Origin of the sequence: Cellulomonas fengjieae (genome assembly GCF_018388465.1) — a bacterium.
Lineage (GTDB): Bacteria > Actinomycetota > Actinomycetes > Actinomycetales > Cellulomonadaceae > Cellulomonas > Cellulomonas fengjieae.
Map to the genome: position 1 here is coordinate 2,865,606 of NZ_CP074404.1, position 15,775 is coordinate 2,881,380.

General features: G+C 74.1%; 18 protein-coding genes. 6 read left to right on the top strand and 12 right to left on the bottom strand.

What is annotated here, in order from left to right; translation table 11 throughout:
* Nucleotides 1-255: 255 nt before the first annotated feature.
* The 3 genes from guaB to KG102_RS13130 all read right to left on the bottom strand — a co-directional run bounded on the left by guaB (nucleotide 256) and on the right by KG102_RS13130 (nucleotide 3,607).
* Complete coding sequence (gene guaB / locus KG102_RS13120; protein WP_208288435.1) at nucleotides 256-1,767, bottom strand: IMP dehydrogenase; 1,512 nt, start codon at nucleotides 1,765-1,767, stop codon at nucleotides 256-258.
* A 36-nt stretch (nucleotides 1,768-1,803) separates the two neighbouring features.
* A complete protein-coding gene (locus tag KG102_RS13125; protein ID WP_443623125.1) occupies nucleotides 1,804-2,475 on the bottom strand; it encodes a response regulator transcription factor in 672 nt (223 codons plus the stop codon).
* 214 nt (nucleotides 2,476-2,689) lie between these two features.
* A complete protein-coding gene (locus KG102_RS13130) occupies nucleotides 2,690-3,607 on the bottom strand; it encodes a MerR family transcriptional regulator (RefSeq protein ID WP_208212129.1) in 918 nt (305 codons plus the stop codon).
* A 250-nt stretch (nucleotides 3,608-3,857) separates the two neighbouring features.
* Here KG102_RS13130 and KG102_RS13135 point away from each other — a divergent pair, with 250 nt between their 5' ends.
* The gene (locus KG102_RS13135) at nucleotides 3,858-4,154 is read left to right on the top strand and encodes a WhiB family transcriptional regulator (RefSeq protein WP_208212131.1); all 297 of its coding nucleotides are present in this window, start codon (nucleotides 3,858-3,860) and stop codon (nucleotides 4,152-4,154) included.
* A gap of 159 nt (nucleotides 4,155-4,313) precedes the next feature.
* Here the strand turns inward: KG102_RS13135 and groES are convergent, their stop codons facing one another.
* Entirely contained in the window at nucleotides 4,314-4,610 is a 297-nt protein-coding gene (gene groES, locus KG102_RS13140) for a co-chaperone GroES (RefSeq protein WP_056089045.1), read from the bottom strand.
* Nucleotides 4,611-4,814: 204 nt separating this feature from the next.
* Here groES and KG102_RS13145 point away from each other — a divergent pair, with 204 nt between their 5' ends.
* Genes KG102_RS13145 through KG102_RS13160 form a run of 4 tightly spaced genes read left to right on the top strand, consistent with a single transcriptional unit; the run spans nucleotide 4,815 to nucleotide 8,045 of the window.
* Entirely contained in the window at nucleotides 4,815-5,996 is a 1,182-nt protein-coding gene (locus KG102_RS13145) for a class I SAM-dependent methyltransferase (RefSeq protein ID WP_208212133.1), read from the top strand.
* On the top strand, nucleotides 5,996-7,144 hold the full coding sequence (locus KG102_RS13150; RefSeq protein ID WP_208212135.1) for a glutamate--cysteine ligase: 1,149 nt from the start codon (nucleotides 5,996-5,998) through the stop codon (nucleotides 7,142-7,144). The genes KG102_RS13145 and KG102_RS13150 overlap by 1 nt, the downstream gene beginning before the upstream one ends.
* A gap of 41 nt (nucleotides 7,145-7,185) precedes the next feature.
* A complete protein-coding gene (locus KG102_RS13155; protein WP_208288433.1) occupies nucleotides 7,186-7,530 on the top strand; it encodes a PadR family transcriptional regulator in 345 nt (114 codons plus the stop codon).
* Nucleotides 7,530-8,045, top strand: coding sequence for a hypothetical protein (locus KG102_RS13160; RefSeq protein ID WP_208288430.1), 516 nt, complete (start codon nucleotides 7,530-7,532; stop codon nucleotides 8,043-8,045). Before KG102_RS13155 ends, KG102_RS13160 begins: the two co-directional genes overlap by 1 nt.
* 4 nt (nucleotides 8,046-8,049) lie before the next feature.
* Here KG102_RS13160 and tsaD read toward each other — a convergent pair whose 3' ends face one another.
* Nucleotides 8,050-9,090, bottom strand: coding sequence for a tRNA (adenosine(37)-N6)-threonylcarbamoyltransferase complex transferase subunit TsaD (gene tsaD, locus KG102_RS13165; protein ID WP_208212141.1), 1,041 nt, complete (start codon nucleotides 9,088-9,090; stop codon nucleotides 8,050-8,052).
* A gap of 87 nt (nucleotides 9,091-9,177) precedes the next feature.
* Here tsaD and KG102_RS13170 point away from each other — a divergent pair, with 87 nt between their 5' ends.
* The gene (locus KG102_RS13170; protein WP_208288428.1) at nucleotides 9,178-9,819 is read left to right on the top strand and encodes a malonic semialdehyde reductase; all 642 of its coding nucleotides are present in this window, start codon (nucleotides 9,178-9,180) and stop codon (nucleotides 9,817-9,819) included.
* A 25-nt stretch (nucleotides 9,820-9,844) separates the two neighbouring features.
* Here KG102_RS13170 and KG102_RS13175 read toward each other — a convergent pair whose 3' ends face one another.
* From KG102_RS13175 to KG102_RS13205, 7 genes are read right to left on the bottom strand one after another with little or no spacing between them, the layout of a single operon-like run.
* Nucleotides 9,845-10,684: a sulfurtransferase gene (locus KG102_RS13175; RefSeq protein ID WP_208288425.1), complete on the bottom strand. Its 840-nt coding sequence runs from the start codon at nucleotides 10,682-10,684 to the stop codon at nucleotides 9,845-9,847.
* The gene (gene rimI, locus KG102_RS13180; RefSeq protein ID WP_208288423.1) at nucleotides 10,681-11,157 is read right to left on the bottom strand and encodes a ribosomal protein S18-alanine N-acetyltransferase; all 477 of its coding nucleotides are present in this window, start codon (nucleotides 11,155-11,157) and stop codon (nucleotides 10,681-10,683) included. The genes KG102_RS13175 and rimI overlap by 4 nt, the downstream gene beginning before the upstream one ends.
* Complete coding sequence (gene tsaB, locus KG102_RS13185; RefSeq protein ID WP_208288421.1) at nucleotides 11,154-11,858, bottom strand: tRNA (adenosine(37)-N6)-threonylcarbamoyltransferase complex dimerization subunit type 1 TsaB; 705 nt, start codon at nucleotides 11,856-11,858, stop codon at nucleotides 11,154-11,156. The genes rimI and tsaB overlap by 4 nt, the downstream gene beginning before the upstream one ends.
* A 5-nt stretch (nucleotides 11,859-11,863) precedes the next feature.
* Complete coding sequence (gene tsaE / locus KG102_RS13190) at nucleotides 11,864-12,391, bottom strand: tRNA (adenosine(37)-N6)-threonylcarbamoyltransferase complex ATPase subunit type 1 TsaE (protein ID WP_208288418.1); 528 nt, start codon at nucleotides 12,389-12,391, stop codon at nucleotides 11,864-11,866.
* A complete protein-coding gene (alr, locus tag KG102_RS13195) occupies nucleotides 12,388-13,563 on the bottom strand; it encodes an alanine racemase (RefSeq protein ID WP_208288408.1) in 1,176 nt (391 codons plus the stop codon). The genes tsaE and alr overlap by 4 nt, the downstream gene beginning before the upstream one ends.
* A 14-nt stretch (nucleotides 13,564-13,577) precedes the next feature.
* Nucleotides 13,578-14,189 (bottom strand): nucleoside/nucleotide kinase family protein, encoded by a 612-nt coding sequence (locus tag KG102_RS13200; protein WP_208288406.1) that lies wholly within the window; start codon nucleotides 14,187-14,189, stop codon nucleotides 13,578-13,580.
* On the bottom strand, nucleotides 14,186-15,676 hold the full coding sequence (locus tag KG102_RS13205) for a bifunctional ADP-dependent NAD(P)H-hydrate dehydratase/NAD(P)H-hydrate epimerase (RefSeq protein ID WP_208288404.1): 1,491 nt from the start codon (nucleotides 15,674-15,676) through the stop codon (nucleotides 14,186-14,188). Before KG102_RS13205 ends, KG102_RS13200 begins: the two co-directional genes overlap by 4 nt.
* Between the last annotated feature and the right edge of the window lie 99 nt (nucleotides 15,677-15,775).

Consider the following 15,775-nt stretch of genomic DNA (forward strand, 5'->3'; position numbering starts at 1 on the left):
CACGGGCAGCACCGCCCACGCCTCACCGGAGCCATCGTCCGCCGGGCTTCGCGACGCGGGTTGACCGGCCTGGTCCGCCGACCGGCCGCCCAGCGCGTGCAACGCCGCGGCCAGGGCGTGCCCGTGCTCGCTGGTCAAGAACCCAGCCAGGTGACACCCCTCGGTGCTCTGGGACAGCGTGAGGAACTCCCGCTCGCTCGCCTCGCAGCGGCCCAGCTCCGCGACCAGGCTGGTCTGGTCGCCCGGTGCGCCCGCTCAGCGGCCGGTGTAGTTGGGCGCCTCGACGGTCATCTGGATGTCGTGCGGGTGCGACTCCTTGAGCCCCGCCGGGGTGATCCGGATGAACTTCCCGCGCTCCTGCAGCTGCGGGATGGTGTGCGCACCGACGTAGAACATCGACTGGTGCAGGCCACCGATCAGCTGGTGCGCCACGGCCGACAACGGACCGCGGTACGGCACCTGACCCTCGATGCCCTCCGGGACGATCTTCTCGTCCGAGGACACGTCGGCCTGGAAGTACCGGTCCTTGGAGTAGGAGATCCGCCCGCGCGACGCCATCGCCCCGAGGGACCCCATCCCGCGGTAGTGCTTGAACTGCTTGCCGTTGACGAACACGAGCTCGCCCGGCGACTCGTCGCACCCGGCGAGCAGCGAGCCGAGCATCACGGTGTCGGCACCCGCCACGAGCGCCTTGGCGATGTCGCCGGAGTACTGCAGGCCACCGTCGCCGATGACCGGCACCCCGGCGGGCTTGCAGGCACGCGCGGCGTCGTAGATCGCCGTCACCTGCGGGACACCGACTCCGGCGACGACGCGCGTGGTGCAGATGGACCCCGGCCCGACGCCGACCTTGACCGCGTCGACGCCCGCATCGACCAGCGCCTGCGCGCCCTGCGTCGTCGCGACGTTGCCGCCGATGACCTGGACGTGGCGGGTGGCCGGGTCCGACTTGAGCTTGCGCACCATGTCGAGCATCAGCCGAGCGTGACCGTTGGCGGTGTCGACGACGAGCACGTCGACCGCGGCCTCGACGAGCGCGTACGCCCGCTCCCACGCGTCGCCGAAGAAGCCGATCGCGGCGCCGATGATCAGCCGGCCCTCGCCGTCCTTCGTCGCGTCGGGATACTGCTCGGTCTTCACGAAGTCCTTGACCGTGATGAGGCCGCGCAGGATCCCGGCCTCGTCCACGAGGGGCAGCTTCTCGATCTTGTGCTTGGCCAGCAGTGCCGCCGCGTCGTCACGCGCGATGCCGACCGGTGCCGTGATCAGCGGCATGGGGGTCATGACCTCACGGACCCGGCGCGACTCGAAGTCCCCGGGAGGCACGAAGCGCAGGTCGCGGTTGGTGATGATGCCGAGCAGCCGACCGACGTCGTCGATCACGGGCAGGCCCGACACCCGGTAGATGCCGCAGAGGTGGTCCAGCTCCGCGAGGGTCGCGTCCGGGGACACGGTGACGGGGTCGGTGATCATGCCCGACTCCGAGCGCTTCACCAGGTCGACCTGGTGGGCCTGGTCCTCGATCGACAGGTTGCGGTGCAGGATGCCGATGCCGCCCTGGCGCGCCATGGCGATGGCCATGCGCGACTCGGTGACGGTGTCCATCGCGGCGGACAGCAGCGGGACGCGCACGGAGATCTCACGCGTCAGGCGGGAGGTGGTGTCCACCTCGCTCGGGATGACGTCCGTCTCCCCCGGCAGGAGGAGCACGTCGTCGTAGGTGAGCCCGATGCGGGCGAACGGGTCGGCAGGGGAATGCTCCGTCATCCGACAAGGATACGCGGCTGCTCGGCCGGGCGGTCCCTACTGGATGAGTCCGCGCCGAAGGCCGATGGCCACCGCCTGGGCGCGGTCGCTGGCGCCGAGCTTGCGGAACAGCCGGCGCGCGTGGGTCTTGACGGTGTCCTCGGACAGGTACAGCTCGGCACCGATCTGGGCGTTCGACCGCCCGTGGCTCATGCCGGTCAGCACCTCGATCTCGCGCTTGGTCAGCGGCACGCCGGGGATCGCCCCCGAGGTCGGCACACCGACGGGAGCACCGTTGGCGTCCGGGGCGCCGACAGGCACGCCCGCGGCAGGGGTCCGGAGGTCACCGGCGCGGAAGCTGCCCTGGCTGGGCACGTCGACGGGCTGCGTCCGCGACGCGGTCTGGGCCGGGAGAACCGGGCTGGCCAGCACGTGCGCGGCCACCGCCGACAGCTCGGCGCGGCCGACGTCGGGCGCGAGGAAGCCGCGCGCCCCGAGCGCGAGCGCCCGGTCGAGCGCCACGGTGTCGTCGGGGAGGGCGAGCAGGACGATGGCGGCACCGGGCGCGACGGCGCGCAGCCGACGGATCGCCTCGATGGCGCCGGGTGCGGCCAGGTGCGCGTCGAGCAGGACCACCGTCGGCGGCATGCGCCGGGCCAGGCTCAACAGCTCGTCCACCGACGAGGCTGCGCGGACCGGACCGAGCGCGGGCACTCCGATGGAGGTCACGACCAGCCGTTCGCGAACGACCGCCGAGCCGTGACAGATCACGACTCCCGCCATGTTGCTTCCCCTCTCGGCCCCGTGCGGGGCACCGTGAGTCCTATCGGCCTGCGACCTGCCAGAAGTTAGTCCCGACGAGGAACCCGACGCGGTGCGGCCGGGACTTCGTCCACCTGTGGGCACCGTGCGCGGAAATGTCTCCCCCGCTGCGGGGCCGGTCTCACACTTCTTCACCCGCCGACGCGACCGAGAGCACCTCGTGCAGGAGCCCGGTGAACGTCCGGGCCCGGTGCACCGACCGGCCGAGCGGGACGGCCCCCGCGGCGGCGTCCGGCACCATCACGAACTGAGGCAGGTCGGGCTGGTCGCGCGCGAGCCTCTCCACCAGCTCGAGCTCCGGGTCGACCCGCTCGCCCAGCGTGATCACCGCGCGCGGGCGGGTCATGGCAACGAGCTCGGCCGCGTGGTGCACGCTCATGGGCCCGCCGACGATGCGGGCATCCACCCCCTGCGCCGCGAGCGCGCCGGCGATGGCGTGCGCCACCAGGGGGCGGGCCTCCTGCGGGGCGACGAGCACGAGCACGACGGGGCGACGCGCCCCGGCGAGCGGGAAGGTCCGGGCGCGCAGCGCGGCGAGCACGCCCGCGTGCACGGCCGCGACCGCGTCCACACCGGGCGGGTCCACGACCGTGCGCCGAGCCAGCGCGGCCAGCACGGGCTCCACCAGCCCGGTCCACCACAGCGCGACGTCCGGCTGGCCCTCGAACCCCAGCAACCGGGCGCACCTCGCGAGGTCCCCCGCGAGCGCCGCGTCCACCACGGCGCTCGGCGTCGAAGGTGCGACCGGGTGGGCGTCCGCTCGGGGGCCACCCGCGGCGTCGGTCGCGAGTGCGATCCGCGCGGACTCCGCGGGCGCCACGCCGTCGAGGGTGAGACGCCGCATGACCAGCAGCCGGTCGACGTCGGTGGCCGAGTACCGCCGGTGCGCGCCGGCTGAGTGCTCGGACGGGCCCAGACCGTACCGACGGTCCCAGGTACGCAGCGTCGCCGGGGCCACGCCGAGCCGGCGGGCGACCGCGGCGACAGTGAGGGCGGGCGCCTGCGACAACGCCGCTTCATCGTCCTCACTCGTCACCATGGCGCGATTCTGCCAGGCCGGAGCGCTTCGGCTCGCGATGGTCGCCCGCGAGCCACCGCGTCTACCTGCGATGACGTGCTCAACCGCGCCACCAAGAAAATGTGTGACACGGTCTTGAACAACTTGTGGCGCGGTTGTAACGTCCTCTCCAACGCGTCATCACCGGTGGACATCGCCGGGGTTCCGTGTTCACGACTTCCCGTCGCATCCGCCACCGCGGTCCTGCGCCGGATCGACTGAGGAGGAATTGATGGCCGAGATCTCGCGCCTTCCCGGACCGGTGATGGATCTGTGGGAGTGGCAGTACGAGGGGGCCTGCCGCGACGCGGACCAGGATCTGTTCTTCCACCCCGAGGGTGAGCGCGGGAGCGCACGGCGACGCCGCGCGGAGGCCGCCAAGGCCATCTGCGCCACCTGCCCGGTGCTCAAGGAGTGCCGCGAGCAGTCGCTCACCGTGCGCGAGCCGTACGGCGTGTGGGGCGGCCTGTCCGAGGACGAGCGGGCCGCGATCCTCACGCAGCGGACGCGCACCAGCAACGTCGGCTGACGATCGCACCACCAGAGCCCCCCGCCGGCGACGACACCGTCACGGCGGGGGGCTCTCGTGTGTGCGCGCCCGGTCGGCCGGGCCGGACGACGGGAAGGCCCCCGCGGCAGCTGCCGTGGGGGCCTTCCCGAGCGATCGGGGCGCGTGGCGCCCCTCAGATCACTTGACGACGATCGCGAGGATGTCGCGGGCGGAGAGGATGAGGTACTCCTCGCCGTCGTACTTCACCTCGGTGCCGCCGTACTTGGAGTAGATGACCTTGTCGCCGACGGCGACGTCGAGCGGGATCCGGTTGCCGTTGTCGTCGACACGGCCGGGTCCGACGGCCTGGACCTCGCCCTCCTGGGGCTTCTCCTTGGCACTGTCCGGGATGACGAGACCGAAAGAGGTCGTCGCCTCTGCCTCGAGCGTCTTGACGACGATCCGGTCCTCGAGGGGCTTGATGGAGACCGACACAGCGGACCTCCCCTTCGCATGTGAGTAGTTCTCTGAGGTTCTTGCGTGCTGTCGACCACGTCGTCGCGGGTGCCGTGGCCTGGAGCGCAGCTGGCACACTCACCGGGAGAGTGCCAGCCACTCACTCTAGGAAGCGGTTAGCACTCGGTCAAGGCGAGTGCCAACGGGCGGTCGCTTCCCTCACCTGCGTGCGAGGATCGCCGGATGGATAGTGACGGCATCGCGCAGCTGCTCAGCCCCGCCGGCTGGGCCCTGCTCTCGGCGCTGCCCCCGTACGACGAGACCCGCACCCTGGCCCTGTCCGAGCGGATGCGCGACGAGGGCATCGACCCCGCACTCATCGCGGCCGCCCTCACGCAGTCGCGCCTGCGGGCGAAGGCGGTCGGCAAGTTCGGCACGTTCGCCAACGGCATGCTGTTCACGGCGGCCGGGCTCGAGCAGGCCACCCGACTGACGGTCGCGGCGCACCACGCGCGCAGGTACCGCGACGCCGGCAGCACCCGGGTCGCGGACCTCACCTGCGGGATCGGAGCGGACGCCATGGCCTTCGCCGGCATCGGCCTGCACGTCCTGGCGACCGACGTCGACGAGGCCACGGCGGCGATCGCGACCGTGAACCTGCGGCACTTCCCCGACGCGCAGGTGCGTCACGGCGACGGGCTCGCGCTGGACCTCGAGGCGGAGGGGATCGATGGCGTGTACGCCGACCCCGCCCGTCGCACCTCGTCGGGTAGCCGCGTGTTCGACCCGGCCGCCTACGAGCCGTCGCTCGACGCGGTGCTCGCCGTGCGCGACCGGGTGCCGGCCCTCGGGCTCAAGCTCGGCCCCGGCATCCCGCACTCGGCCCTGCCCGCCGACGCGCTGGCCCAGTGGGTCTCGGTGGACGGCGACGTCGTCGAGGTGGGCCTGTGGTTCGGTCCGCTGGCTCCCGAGGGCCCCGGCCGGTCGGCGCTCGTGCTGCGGGACGGCGAGGCGCACGTGGTGCAGCAGACCTCCGAGGAGCGCCCCCCGACCGGGCCCATCGGTGGCTACCTGTACGAGCCCGACGGCGCGGTGATCCGCGCGGGGCTGGTGGGCGAGACGGCGGCGCAGGTGCGCGGGCGGCTGCTGGACTCCACGATCGCGTACGTGACGTCGGACGTGTTGACCCCCGTGCCCACCGCGACCTCCTACCGGGTGCTCGACACCATGCCGTTCGGACTCAAGCGGCTCCGCACCTACCTGCGAGGACGTGACGTGGGGAAGCTGACCATCAAGAAGCGCGGCACGGCGGTCGTGCCGGAGCAGCTGCGCCGACAGCTCGACCTGCGGGGCAGCGCCACGGCGACGATCATCCTGACGCGCGTGGCGGGCAGCCAGCAGATCCTCGTGGTGGAGCCGGTCTGATGGCATCGCCCGTGACCCTCCCGTTCGGGCAGTCCGAGCGGTCGACCGTCGGCATCGAGTGGGAGATCGCCCTGGTGGACGCCGACTCCGGCGACCTGCGACAGGCCGCCGAGGCGATCCTTGCCGCCGTCCGGCCGGCCGACGGCGGCGAGCACCCGCTGATCACCCAGGAGCTGCTGCTCAACACCGTGGAGATCCGCTCGGGCAAGTGCCGCACCATCGCGCAGGCGACGGCCGACCTCCAGCGTGCGCTGGACGAGGTGCGGGCGGTCGCGGCCCCGCTGCGGATCGACCTGATGGGCGGCGCCACCCACCCCTTCGCCCACTGGGCCAGGCAGAAGGTCACCGACAAGCAGCGGTACGCCACGCTGATCGACCGCACCCAGTGGTGGGGCCGCCAGATGCTCATCTACGGCGTGCACGTGCACGTCGGCATCGAGGACCGGGACAAGGTCCTCCCGCTCTCGCGCGCGATGCTCACCGTCTTCGGCCACATACAGTCGCTGTCGGCGTCCTCCCCGTTCTGGGCGGGCAAGGACACCGGGTACGCGTCCAACCGTGCGCTGCTCTTCCAGCAGCTGCCGACGGCCGGGCTCCCGTTCGCGTTCGAGGAGTGGTCGCAGCTCGAGCAGTACGTGGGCGACATGCTGCACACCGGGGTCATCGACCAGTTCGACGAGGTGCGCTGGGACATCCGCCCGTCCCCCCGGTTCGGCACGCTGGAGATGCGGATCGCGGACGGTGCGTCCAACCTGCTCGAGGTCGCGGCCATCTCCGCCCTGACGCACTGCTTCGTCGAGCACTTCTCGACGATGCTGGACCGGGGCGAGACGCTGCCGACCCTGCCGCCGTGGTTCGCGCAGGAGAACAAGTGGCGCTCCGCGCGGTACGGCATGGACGCGATCATCATCACGAACGCGGCGGGCGACGAGGAGCTGGTGACGGACGCCATCGGTCGGTGGCTCGTCGAGCTCGCACCCGTCGCCGAGCGCCTGGGTTGCGCGGCCGAGCTGGACCAGGTGCGCCAGATCCTTCGCCGGGGTGCCTCGTACCAGCGCCAGCACGCCGTCGCGCGACGCCATGCGGGCGACCTGGACGCCGTGGTCCGCTCGCTCGTCGCCGAGCTGTCGGCGGGCCGACCTCTCTAGCGGTACTTGTCTATACCCACTACCTGGCATAGCCTCAGGCCGTGCCCGAGTCCCGCGACCCCCAGCTCCTCAAGGGCGTGCTGCCGATGCTGGTGCTCGCCCTGCTGACCGAACGCGAGTCCTACGGCTACGAGCTGGTCACGCGCCTGCACGACAGCGGGCTCGACGACCTCGGCGCCGGGACCCTGTACCCGGTCCTCAACCGCCTCGAGCGCGACGGGCAGATCTCGTCGCGTCTCGTCGCCTCCACCGCGGGGCCGGCCCGCAAGTACTACGTCCCGACGGCGGCCGGCGCCCACCAGCTCGATCGCACCGTCCGCGCCTGGCGGCACCTGGCCGTGACGGTCGACCGCGTGCTCGACCGCATCACCCCGAAGGAGTCCTGATGAGCACCTCGTTGCGCGACACCCTGGTCCGCGAGCGCTACCTCCTGCGGTTCAGCTGGGCGCTGCAGGACTTCCCCGGGTACCGGACCGTCGTGCGCGACCTGCGCACGGAGCTGACGGCGACCGCGGCCGAGACCGGCATGCGGCGAGCGGTCGCCGACCTCGGCCACCCGCGCGTCCTCGCCGACGGCTACCTGGCCGAGCTCGACCGGCCCGTGCCGCGCTGGACCACCGGGGCGGTCTGGGGCGCCCTGGCGCTCGGCGCCCTGCTCTACCTCGCGATGGCGTACGGCTTCGGCACCCTCGACACGCTCGAGGAGCTCGGCGGCGGCACCGTCCAGCGTGCGTTCCTCGGCGTGACGACGACGTTCACGAACGACGGCAGCTCGATCTCGATGGGGTCCACGGTGACGTGGCAGGCCCTCGCGGTCTACGCCGCCGTGTTCGCGGTGCCGTTCCTGCTGGGCGCCCGCGTCTGGCGCGCCTGGCGGACGACGCCGGCCACCCGCGCCTGAGCCGTCAGACCAGCACCTGCGTGAGCGGCATCGACGAGTCCACGGGCAGGTCGAGCGAGGACGGCGGAAGCCCTCGACGGACGACCGCCGAGCCGAGCGCCGCGATCATCGCCCCGTTGTCCGTGCAGTAGCGGATGGGCGGGATGCGCAGCGTGATGCCCGCCTCCGCGCACCGCTTCGCCGCCATGTCCCGCAGCTGGGAGTTGGCGGAGAAGCCGCCACCGACCACGAGCGTGTCGACGCCGTGCGCGCGGCACGCGGCGATCGTCTTGGCCGTGAGGACGTCGGCCACGGCCTCCGCGAACGACGCGGCGACGTCCGGCAGCGGGACCTCGAGACCGGCGTCCTGCCGCGCCTCGACCCAGCGCGCCACGGCCGTCTTCAAGCCCGAGAACGAGAAGTCGGCGGCGTGTGCCGCCTGGTCCTTGGCGGCCGTGAGGCCCCGGGGGAATCGGATCGCGGTCGGGTCGCCCTCGCGGGCCAGCCGGTCGATGTGCGGGCCGCCCGGGTAGGGCAGGCCGAGCAGACGACCGACCTTGTCGAACGCCTCCCCCGCCGCATCGTCCAGCGTGGAGCCCAGCTCGGTGACCCGCACCGTGTCGTCGAGGAGCAGCAGCGACGAGTGCCCACCGGAGACCACGAGCGCCATCACGCGCTCGGGGAACGCGCCGTCGACGAGCTCGTCGACCACGGCGTGCCCGATCACGTGGTTCACGCCGTACAGCGGCTTGTCCAGGGCCAGCGCCAGCGCCTTGGCGGCCGACGCGCCCACGGTCAGCGGTCCGACGAGCCCGGGACCGGCCGTGACGGCGATCGCGTCGACGGCGCCGAGGGACACGTCGGCCGTGGCCAGCGCCCGTTCGATCGTCGGCACCATGGCCTCGAGGTGGGCGCGCGACGCGATCTCGGGGATGATCCCGCCGAACCGCGCGTGCTCGTCGACCGAGCTGGCGACGGCGTCGACGAGCAGGTCGTAGCCACGCACCAGCGCGACGCCGGTCTCGTCGCACGAGGTCTCGATCCCGAGGACGAGGGGGGCTGCCATGGGCACCAGGATAGGCGGCCGGCCACCTGTGACGAGCGCCACCTCGTTGCTCGGAACAACTATGGTTAGTTGATCGTTCAATCAGCCATGACGACTGACACGCCCGTCCGCGACGGCCTCGACTTCCCCCTCCCCGGTCTGGCCATCGGAGACGACGTCGCCGACCTGCTGTTCCGGGAGGCGCGCTCCGCCGCCGCCTTCACGTCCGCCGACGTGAGCGACGAGCAGCTCGCAGCCGTCTACGACCTCGTCAAGTGGGGCCCCACGGCCCTGAACACCGTCCCGCTGCGCCTGCTCGTGGTGCGGACGCCCGAGGCCCGTCAGCGCCTCGCGGCGCACATGTCCGACGGCAACCGCGACCGCGTCCTGGCCGCCCCGGTGACGCTCGTCGTGGCCGCCGACACCGGCTTCCACCGGCACCTCCCGACGCTGGCACCGCACATGACCGCGTTCGCCGACGTGCTCGAGGGTCAGCCCGAGCAGCGCGACTCGATGGCGCGGACCAACGCGCTCATCCAGGTGGGCTACCTGGTCATCGGCCTGCGCGCGGCCGGGCTGGCCGCCGGTCCGATGGGCGGCATGGAGGCCCAGGCGATCGACGACGAGTTCTTCGCCGAGAACGGCTGGAAGTCGCTCATGGTCATCAACGTCGGGCACGTCGAGGGCGAGGGCACGCACCGTCCCCGCGGCGAGCGGCTCAGCTACGCCCAGGCGTCCCTGACCGTCTGACGCGCCACCCCGAGGCCGCGGTCCCCTACCCGGGGGTCGCGGCCCGCGTCGTCCCGGTCGCCACCGGGCGCTCGGGGTCGTTCGACCACTGGGACCACGATCCCGGGTACAGCGCCGCCTCGACGCCGATCGAGGCCAGCGCGGCGATCTCGTGCGCCGCCGTCACGCCGGACCCGCAGTACACGGCCACCGGACCGGCCACGTCGAACCGCGCGCGCAGCGCCTCGTCCGTGAGGAAGCGACCGTCCGCGGTCAGGTTCCCCGCGGTGGGCACCGACAGCGCCCCGGGGATGTGCCCGGCACGCGGGTCGATCGGCTCGACCTCCCCCGCGTACCGCTCGGCCGCCCGGGCGTCGAGCAGCGCACCGCGCCACGCCGCCGCCTCGTCCGCGTCGATCGTCGGCAGGTGTCCCGCCACCAGGACGACGTCGCCGCCCTCCGCGGTCACGCCGCCCGCCTCGACCGGCAGGCCCGCGGCGGTCCAGGCGGCGATCCCGCCGTCGAGCAGCCGCACGTCCCGCACCCCCGCCCAGCGCAGCAGCCACCACGCCCGGGCGGCCGACATGCCCCCGACGGCGTCGTAGGCCACGACGGGGCGGTCGTCCCGCACGCCCCACCGGCGGGCCGACGCCTCGAGCGCGGCGAGGTCCGGGAGCGGGTGCCGCCCGTCCTGAGGCGTCGGGGGCGCCGCGAGCTCCGTCTCGAGGTCCACGTAGACCGCACCGGGCAGATGGGCCGCGAGGTAGTCGTCGTGGCCGTCGCTCCGGCCGAGCGCCCAGCGCACGTCGAGGAGCACCGGCCGCTCGTCGCCCGCGAGGGCGGCGGCGAGCTCGTCGACGGTCACGAGCACCTGCGTCCGCGTCATGCCGCTCCGTCCCCTCGCAGGTCCAGCCGCATCGTCCACGCGTCGATGTTGCCGGGCTGGTAGTACGCCCGGCGCTTGCCGAGCCGCTCGAAGCCCAGGCTCTCGTACAGGTGGATCGCGGCATCGTTGTCCACCCTGACCTCGAGCAGCACCACGGCCGCCCCGACGGACCTGGCGTGCGCCAGCAGGTTCTCCAGCATCCGCCGGCCGAGCCCGCGGCCCTGGAACCGCTCGTCGGTCCCGACGGTCATCACCTGGGCGTCGTACCCGTCGAACCACAGCCCCGCGTAGCCGACGAGCTCGCCCTGCACGGTCGCACCGACGTACCAGCGCCCGGGGCCGACGATCTCGGCGGCGAGCGACTCCGGCGACCAGGCGGCAGCACCGAAGAGCGCGACCTCCATGCGCTCGAGGTCGGGCAGGTCGTCGGCCGTGAGGGCACGGACGACGACGTCGTCGACCGCCGCGCTCATCCGAGCACGCGCTTGCGGGCGGGCTGCGGCACGGCGTCGGGACGGCGCAGGTAGAGCGGCTCGGTGCCGAGCGCCTGACCGGCCGCCCGCCGCGTCAGGGCAAGGCGGGCGAGCTCGGCCGGGTCGGGGTCGAGGAGGCCGAGCGCCTCCAGGTCCACGTCGGCCGAGCCGGTGCCTCCCCGCAGCACGTCGGCGTACAGGAGCGCCCCGCGCCCGGTGGCGACGGCCCCCGCCGCGCGCGGGTCGGCGGCGACCTCGGCCGCGGCGGCGACCTCGGGGCCCGCAAGCACCTCGATCCCGTGCTCGGAGGTCCGGTACAGCGACCAGTAGACCTCTCGCCGCCGGGCGTCGGTGGCGACCAGCACGTCGGTGCCCGTCTGCAGCACGCGTCCGGCCCGGGCGGCGACGGCGTCCAGGCTCGGGACGCCGAGGACGGGGACGGCGAGCGCCAGCGCGAGCGTGCGCGCGGTGACGAGCCCGACGCGCAGCCCGGTGAACGGCGCGGGCCCGGTGCCGACGACGACCGACGTGAGCTCGCGGCGGTCCACCCCCGCCTCGGCGAGGACGGCGGCGACCATCGGCGTCAGGAGCTCGGCGTGCCGGCGCTGCTGCGCGTCCGACCGCTCGGCGAGCAGCGCCCCGGTGTCGTCGGTGAGCGCCACGGCGACGGCGGCGGAGGTGTCGAGAGCGAGAACGGGCACGGGGGTCAGCCTGCCACCGGGTCGGCGTCGGGCAGGTCGACGTCCGCCCAGCGTGCGCCGACGGCCCGCACGGTGACCACCCGCTCGCCCGTCGCGGCGTCCTCCAGGGAGTCCTCGGACACCGCCCCGCGCGGGCGCTCCAGGGTGATCTCGAGACGGTCCTGCGCGAGCCCTTCGACCCACCCCTCGCCCCATTCGACGACGGTGACGGCCTCGTCCAGGCTCGCGTCGAGGTCGAGGGCGTCCACCTCCTCGAGGGAGCCGAGCCGGTAGGCGTCCACGTGCACCAGCGTCGGCCCGCGCGACCCGTCCGGTCGCGCGACCGGCGGGTGCTCCCGCGCGATGATGAACGTCGGCGAGGCCACCTGGCCGCGCACGTGCAGGCCCGCGCCGATGCCCTGCGTGAGCGTCGTCTTGCCCGCGCCCAGGTCCCCGGTGAGCACCACGAGGTCGCCCGCGCGCAGGACCCGGGCGAGCACGCGGCCGTAGGCCCGGGTGGCGTCGGCATCCGGGAGCCGGACGGTGACGGTCACGGGGCGACCACCTCGCTGTCGACGTGCACCCGGGGCACCCGTGCACCGATCCGCGTGACGATCTCGTAGGAGATGGTGCCTGCGGACTCCGCCCAGTCCTGGGCGGTCGGTCCCCCGTCACGCCCGGTCCCGAACAGCTCGACCCGGTCACCCTCGCGCTCCGTGGCGCCCGGGCCCAGGTCCAGCACCACCTGGTCCATGCAGACCCGCCCCGCCACGCCGACCGTCCGGTCGCCCACCCGCACCGGCCCACCCGGCCGCTCGACGGTGCCGGACGCGTGCCGCGGGATGCCGTCCGCGTACCCGAGCGGTACGAGCCCGAGCACGGTGTCCCGCGACGTGACGTACTGGTGGGCGTAGGACACACCCGAGCCGCCCGGGACGGCCTTGACGTTGGCCAGCTCGGCCTCGAGCGTCATCGCGGGCACCAGCCCGAAGTCCTCGCTGGCGCCCAGCTGGGGCACCGGCGACAGCCCGTAGACCGCCACCCCCGGGCGCACCAGGTCGTAGTGCGCCGACGGGGTGGTCAGCGTGGCCGCGGAGTTGGCCAGGTGCCGGACCTCGAGGACGACGCCGGCGCCCTCCACCGTGCGCAGCGCCTCGGCGAACACCTCGCCCTGGCGGACGACCGTCGGGTGCTCGGGCTCGTCGGCGAAGGCGAAGTGGCTCCACAGCCCGACGACCTCCACCGCGCCCTCCGCGCGCAGGCGCAGGACCTCCGGCAGGATCGCCGCCAGGTCCGCCGGGGTCAGTCCGTTGCGGCTCAGGCCCGTGTCGACCTTCAGGTGGGCGCGGGCCGGACGGCCCGCCGCACGGGCGGCCGCGGCGAGCTCGTCGAGCGCCCACCGGGCGGACACGGAGACGTCCACGTCCGCCTCGACGGCGTCGCGCAGCGGCGCGCCCGGGGCGTACAGCCACGTGAGGACCCGGGGCCCGACGACGCCGCCGCGGCGCAGCGCGAGGGCCTCCTCGACCTGTGCGGCGCCCAGCCAAGTGGCGCCCCCGGCGACCGCGGCGGCGGCCGTCGGCAGCAGGCCGTGGCCGTAGCCGTCCGCCTTGACGACCGCCATCACCTGCGCGGTCGGTGCGTGGGCGGCCAGTGACCGGACGTTGGCGCGGATGGCCGCGAGGTCCACGACGGCGCGTGCGGGGAACGAGCTCACGGCGACCATTCTCCCACCGCGGGTCATCCGATCGGCACGACGACGTCCGCACGCCCGGCGGTCGCCGCGACCAGCCGGGCGTTGGCCTCGTCGGGACCGTAGGACCAGGCGCGCGCCGCGTCAGGCGTCTTGCCGAACGCCTCGTGCCGGGCCACCAGCCGGGCCAGCCGCACGTCGTCGTCGGGCGCCAGGAACCACGACTCGTCCAGCAGCCCCGCCACCGGGCCGAACCCGTGGTCGTCGAGCAGCAGGTAGTTCCCCTCGACGACCACCAGCCGGACGTCCGGTCCCACCGCGATGGCCCCGGCCACGGCGTTCCGCAGGTCGCGGCGGTACTCGGGTGCGTAGACGGTCCGTACCGGGCTGCGCAGCCGGGTCAGGAGCGCGACGAAGCCGTCGGCGTCGAACGTGTCCGGCGCCCCCTTGCGACCGGCCCGCCCGAGGCGTTCGAGCTGCGACTGCGCCAGGTGGAAGCCGTCCATCGGGACGACGACCGCTCCGGGCCCCACGGCGCCCACCACCCGCTCGGCCAGGGTCGACTTGCCGGCTCCCGGCGCACCGGTGATCCCGAGGATCCGCCGCGGTCCGCACGCCAGGGCCTGCACGCGAGCGGCGAGGTCAGGGGTCAGCGTCATGCGCCCAGCAGCTCGGCGATCGTGCCCGGCAGCGCGTCCGCGACCGCTTGCGCCGCGACGGGACCGCCGGGGTTGGCCCGGTGCGCCGCGCGTCCGTGCACGAGCGCGGCGGCCGCCGCGAGCGCCGCGGCGAGCGACGGGTCCTCCTGCACCGCCTGGGCACGGCCGGCCAGGAGAGCCCCGAGCAGCCCGGCGAGGACGTCCCCGGCGCCCGCGGTCGCCAGCCACGGGGGCGCATCGGCCTGGGCGTACACCGCTCCCCGGGCACCGACGACGACCGTCACGGACCCCTTGAGCAGCACCGTCGCTCCCGTGAGCTCGTGGGCCCGGCGCGCCCAGCGCAGCGGTTCGGCCTCGACGTCGGCCCGGTCCACCGCCTCGCCCCGCTGGCCGAGCAAGCGCGCCAGCTCACCCGCGTGCGGCGTGATCACCGCGTGCGGACCGACGTGCGGGGGGAGCAGGTCGAGCGCGCCGGCATCGACCACCGCCGGCTCGCCACGCTCCCGGACGTGCTGGACGGCGTACTCGATGCGGCGCCGTTGCCCCGCGTCGTCCGGTGACACCCCGGGACCGAAGACCCAGGCCTGCACGCGTCCGTGGCCCACGACGACCTCGGGGTGCGCGGCGACGACCAGGTCCGCGACGTCACCCAGGTAGCGGACCATCCCGACGCCCGCCCGGACCGCACCGCTCGTCGTGAGCACGGCCGCACCGGCGTACGCCCGCGAACCGGCCACCACCCCCACCACGCCGCGCGTGTACTTGTGCGCGTCGGGCGCGGGCACGGGCCACAGGTCCGCGACGTCGGCCGCCTCGAGCCGCACCACGGCCGGCGCGCCGGCAGGCTCCAGTCCGAGGTCCACGTGCTCGACACGCCCGGCCGCGCGCGCGCCGGGCGGGAGCACGAGGCCTGGCTTGAGCGTGCCGAAGGACACGGTGAGGTCCGCGTCGAGCACCACGCCCTCGCGGCGCCCGTCGTCCACCCCCAGGCCGGACGGCACGTCGACGGCCACGACGTAGGGTCGCCCGCGCTGCACGATGGCCTCGACCAGGGCGCCCGCCGCCCCCCGCAGCCCGGACCCGTCGGACCCGATGCCGAGCACGCCGTCCAGCACCAGGTCGGCGCCGACCGCGAGCGCGGCGGCGTCCTCGAGGCGCTCCAGGCGCAGCACCCGCCCGCCGGCCGCCCGCAACGCCGTCAGGCCGCCCTGGTGCACGCGGTCCGCGGTCAGCACGGCGTGCACCTCGACGCCCCTCCTGGCCAGCAGGGCGCCCGCGTGCAGCGCGTCGCCACCGTTGTTGCCGGGCCCCACGAGCACGACGACCCGCGCACCGGTCAGCGTGCCGCGCCGGTCGCGCAGGGCGTCGGCCACCCAGACGTGCAGGGCGAACGCGGCGCGTCCCATCAGCGGGACGCCGGCCGCGAGGAGCGGCTCCTCGGCGGCTCGCACCTGCGCGGAGGTCCAGGTCTGCAGCACGTTCCTCATCCTTGCCGGTGGACCGCCTTCGCGCCCGGGTTCGCCGTGCGCCCGGACGGTTGTATCGATTCGACCGCTGCGGCGGCGATCACACCCGGGCGCAGGTAG